Source organism: Enterobacter cloacae complex sp. IR5418 (assembly GCF_049238105.1).
GTDB lineage: Bacteria > Pseudomonadota > Gammaproteobacteria > Enterobacterales > Enterobacteriaceae > Enterobacter > Enterobacter hormaechei.
This window is the reverse complement of sequence record NZ_JBMKHS010000083.1, coordinates 1-3,918: the sequence shown is the minus strand read 5'-3', so window position 1 is coordinate 3,918 and position 3,918 is coordinate 1. Positions and strand designations below refer to the sequence as shown.

Sequence of the window (3,918 nt, the reverse complement as noted above, 5' to 3'; positions counted from 1 at the left end):
CTCCATCAGCAAAAGGGGATGATAAGTTTATCACCACCGACTATTTGCAACAGTGCCCAAAAAATTAACTACCTGAGGAAAATTGATCCTTTTGTGTTTGAAGAACTGTTGCTGGAAGGATTTGAAGCGCATGGCTTCAGAACCATCAGAAACAAACGCTATACCGGCGATGGAGGCATTGACGGCCAGGTAATAATAGGAAAATATCGCTATCTTATTCAGGCTAAACGCTATCGCGGCCATATTGCTTTACAGCACGTACAGGAGTTCGAGAAGTTGCTTAAACGTCATAACTGTCGCGGTCTGTTTTGCCATACCGGGAAAACCGGCGCAGGTTCAAAATCTGTCAGTATTGCCAGTGAACGGATGGAGATTATCAGCGGCCAGCGCCTGATAGATTTGCTCACGCCCGGCAGCTCCTTCACTATCGCAACCGCCCCGCAGACGATGATGAAGCGTACCGCAGCAACACTAGAAACGAGCACCATTGTTAAAGATGCCGGTAAAGAAAATCGATACCATGAGAGTTAATTAAATGAAGTCAGTAACTATAGAAGCAAAAACATTTGCTGAAATGTTAGGAATAACAGAAGGTGAGTTAATCTTTGCCATTAAGAAAACTGGCACATTCAAAAACAAGACCATCCCACAACCTCATGAGCCACATAAATCAAATAATAGATTTTTATATTCAGACGTAATGAGGTTTATAGAATCACTAAAAGACAAAGAGAACCGGTAATGACTCCAACTTACTGATAGTGTTTTATGTTCAGATAATGCCCGATGACCTTGTCATGCAGCTCCACCGATTTTGAGAACGACAGTGACTTCCGTCCCAGCCTTGCCAGATGTTGTCTCAGATTCAGGTTATGTCGCTCAATGCGCTGAGTGTAACGCTTGCTGATAACGTGCAGCTTTCCCTTCAGGCGGGATTCATACAGCGGCCAGCCATCCGTCATCCATACCACGACCTCAAAGGCCGACAGCAGGCCCAGAAGACGCTCCAGCGTGGCCAACGTGCGTTACCTAACAATAAACCTGTTTAAATATCCAGATAAAAACATTCAATCTGGGTCAAATGAGTGATACAGTTTCACCCATAAGACCCAATGGAGGCAATATGTCTGAATTTGAATTACTGGCGCAGGATCTGCTTGAGAAAGCAGAAGCGGAAGAACAACTGCGACAGGAAAATGATAAAAAGCTGCTCGGGCAGGTGCTGGAAATCTATGACCAGAAGTACGTGGCTGAACTGCTTAGAAAAGTTGGTAAAAATGAGTGGAGTCGCGAGACTCTTAATCGCTGGATTAATGGTAAGTGCTCACCTAAGACGCTGACGTTAGCCGAAGAGGAACTTCTACGAAAAATGCTTCCGGAAGCGCCTGCACATCACCCTGACTATGCCTTCCGGTTTATTGACCTGTTTGCTGGGATTGGAGGTATACGGAAGGGCTTCGAAACCATCGGTGGCCAGTGCGTTTTTACCAGTGAATGGAATAAAGAGGCTGTGCGCACATATAAAGCTAACTGGTTTAACGATGCTCAGGAACACACTTTCAATCTAGATATTCGGGAAGTCACGCTCAGTGATAAACCTGAAGTACCTGAAAACGATGCCTATGCTTACATTAATGAGCATGTGCCGGATCATGATGTACTTCTAGCAGGTTTCCCCTGTCAACCGTTCAGCCTTGCGGGCGTAAGCAAGAAAAACTCGCTCGGGCGCGCGCATGGTTTCGAATGTGAGGCTCAGGGAACGCTTTTCTTCGATGTGGCGCGTATTATCCGCGCAAAAAAACCTGCCATCTTTGTTCTTGAAAACGTTAAAAACCTGAAGAGCCATGACAAGGGTAAAACCTTTAAAGTCATCATGGATACCCTCGACGAACTTGGCTATGAAGTTGCGGATGCAGCTGAGATGGGCAAAAACGATCCTAAAGTTATCGACGGAAAACACTTTTTACCTCAGCACCGAGAACGTATCGTTTTGGTCGGTTTCCGCCGTGATCTGAACATTCACCAGGGCTTTACCCTGCGCGATATTAGTCGTTTTTATCCGGAACAGCGTCCGTCATTTGGCGAACTGCTGGAACCCGTGGTTGACAGCAAATATATACTGACGCCGAAACTCTGGGAGTATCTCTATAACTACGCCAAAAAGCACGCAGCTAAGGGTAACGGATTCGGTTTTGGCCTCGTTAATCCTGAAAATAAAGAAAGCATTGCCCGTACGCTTTCTGCTCGCTATCACAAAGACGGGTCTGAAATTCTGATAGACCGTGGCTGGGATATGGCCACAGGTGAAACAGACTTCGCGAACGAAGAAAATCAGGCGCATCGGCCCCGCAGGCTGACTCCGCGAGAGTGCGCGCGCCTTATGGGTTTTGAAAAAGTAGATGGCAGGCCTTTTCGCATTCCTGTGTCAGACACTCAGTCGTACAGGCAGTTCGGTAACTCCGTAGTGGTGCCCGTGTTTGAAGCCGTAGCCAAACTGCTTGAACCTTATATCCTGAAAGCGGTTAATGCCGATTCGTGCAAGGTTGAACGAATCTGATCGCTCCTCCCGGTATTTATGCCGGGAGATAATCTATGGAATATCTGCGTAAAGCCCTGTCAGCTCAGCAATAAACGCACCTAGCGTCATTAGCTCAGCTCTCACCGCCTCCGGGTATTTTTTGTGCAGAGATGATGGCACGACCAATCTGACACCCGACTCCCGCATCTCCCGATATTGAGCCAGAGAAACTCCCTCCTGGAGTGTAAACAGATGCACCTGATGAATTTTATCGGCCTCATTCAGTATCTGACGCCAGCGATCCTTACAGGTAGTCTTGACTGCCAGCATGCGCAGATTTTCTACGGGAAACTCAGTATCGTGGTAAGCCCCTGCGGAAGGGAAAAGGAAATCGGGTTTTTTATTACCTTCTGTGATGGCCTGCGTCGCAAAGTGTCGCAGGCCGTGCTCAATGAATAGATGCTCCAGGTGCAGTTCCAGCGACTTCCCGGCTCTGGATTTACGGCGATTGCTGACAGAATTGGCCAGCGCAATAAATTCATCCACAGAGCCAAATCCTTTCCGGATGATATCCAGAACATGCAGTTCCTCAACCAATAGAAATATGTCGTACTCCACGCGCCGGCGGTCAAGAAGTTGCTCATCCGGATCAAGGGAATTTTTCACATAATGGCTGGCTGCATACTGAATAATTTCACTTCCCGACGGAAAGCGCAGGTGCCAGTCTTCAGGTAGAATATATTTATGATTTACTGGCGCTTGCTGTAGAGATAGTCCGCCTAGAATCTGTCCTGCGGGGCCGGATATAAGCGCTCCGGGTATAACTTCACCAATAGCGGTCTCAATGACGTCCTCTTCATCAGTGCTGGCGCATACCCAAATATTTACTTCCTTACAGTCCCCCCCTTGCTCATCAAGCTTGAAAGCCAGGAGCGTCAGAGCCCCTGTATTTTCAGGATCCTGAAGTGGGCTGCCTCTACCCCAGCGGGTAATCCTTTTTTCATTCCGGGTTTTACCAAAATGACGGCTGTTATAATAAATTGCCCTGGCTTCGCTGTCAGGGCAATCATGCGATGACACATGTGCGGTGAGAAAAACCGAAGGGTTCAGTTCACGGGTATGGTTGATAGACGGAAAGAGTTTTTCAACGATACCTGAAGGGATATAAAGCCCTACCTGGTGACCACCTGTTGCGCCGGTATCGTTGGCGGAAAGGCGTTTGATGTAGACGAAGTAATTCTCACATGCGATCTCAAGTAGCCAGTTGTGGAAAACCGACATAAGCATCCCCTGTTACCCTGAAACTCTACTCACCATTTTTTCATGATTATATACAAACAGTGTCATTTTCAGAAGACGACTGCACCAGTTGATTGGGCGTAATGGCTGTTGTGCAGCCA

Annotated in this window: 4 protein-coding genes and 1 pseudogene; 3 read left to right on the top strand and 2 right to left on the bottom strand. The window is 47.3% G+C overall.

The features are described 5' to 3' along the window. The first annotated feature begins 18 nt into the window (after window positions 1-18). Both ACOTX7_RS23970 and ACOTX7_RS23965 read left to right on the top strand, forming a co-directional pair. Window positions 19-531: a restriction endonuclease gene (locus ACOTX7_RS23970; RefSeq protein ID WP_071549088.1), complete on the top strand. Its 513-nt coding sequence runs from the start codon at window positions 19-21 to the stop codon at window positions 529-531. Window positions 532-535: 4 nt separating this feature from the next. Continuing rightward, on the top strand, window positions 536-742 hold the full coding sequence (locus tag ACOTX7_RS23965; protein WP_001749967.1) for a hypothetical protein: 207 nt from the start codon (window positions 536-538) through the stop codon (window positions 740-742). A 10-nt stretch (window positions 743-752) separates the two neighbouring features. Here the strand turns inward: ACOTX7_RS23965 and ACOTX7_RS23960 are convergent. Beyond that, window positions 753-1,025: pseudogene (locus ACOTX7_RS23960) on the bottom strand (IS1 family transposase); the annotation flags it as partial. A 98-nt stretch (window positions 1,026-1,123) separates the two neighbouring features. Here ACOTX7_RS23960 and ACOTX7_RS23955 point away from each other — a divergent pair. Continuing rightward, window positions 1,124-2,557 (top strand): DNA cytosine methyltransferase, encoded by a 1,434-nt coding sequence (locus ACOTX7_RS23955; RefSeq protein ID WP_001288432.1) that lies wholly within the window; start codon window positions 1,124-1,126, stop codon window positions 2,555-2,557. A 33-nt stretch (window positions 2,558-2,590) separates the two neighbouring features. On the opposite strand, the gene ACOTX7_RS23950 is transcribed toward ACOTX7_RS23955, so the two are convergent. Beyond that, window positions 2,591-3,799 (bottom strand): type II site-specific deoxyribonuclease, encoded by a 1,209-nt coding sequence (locus tag ACOTX7_RS23950; RefSeq protein WP_001749969.1) that lies wholly within the window; start codon window positions 3,797-3,799, stop codon window positions 2,591-2,593. Window positions 3,800-3,918 lie beyond the last annotated feature (119 nt).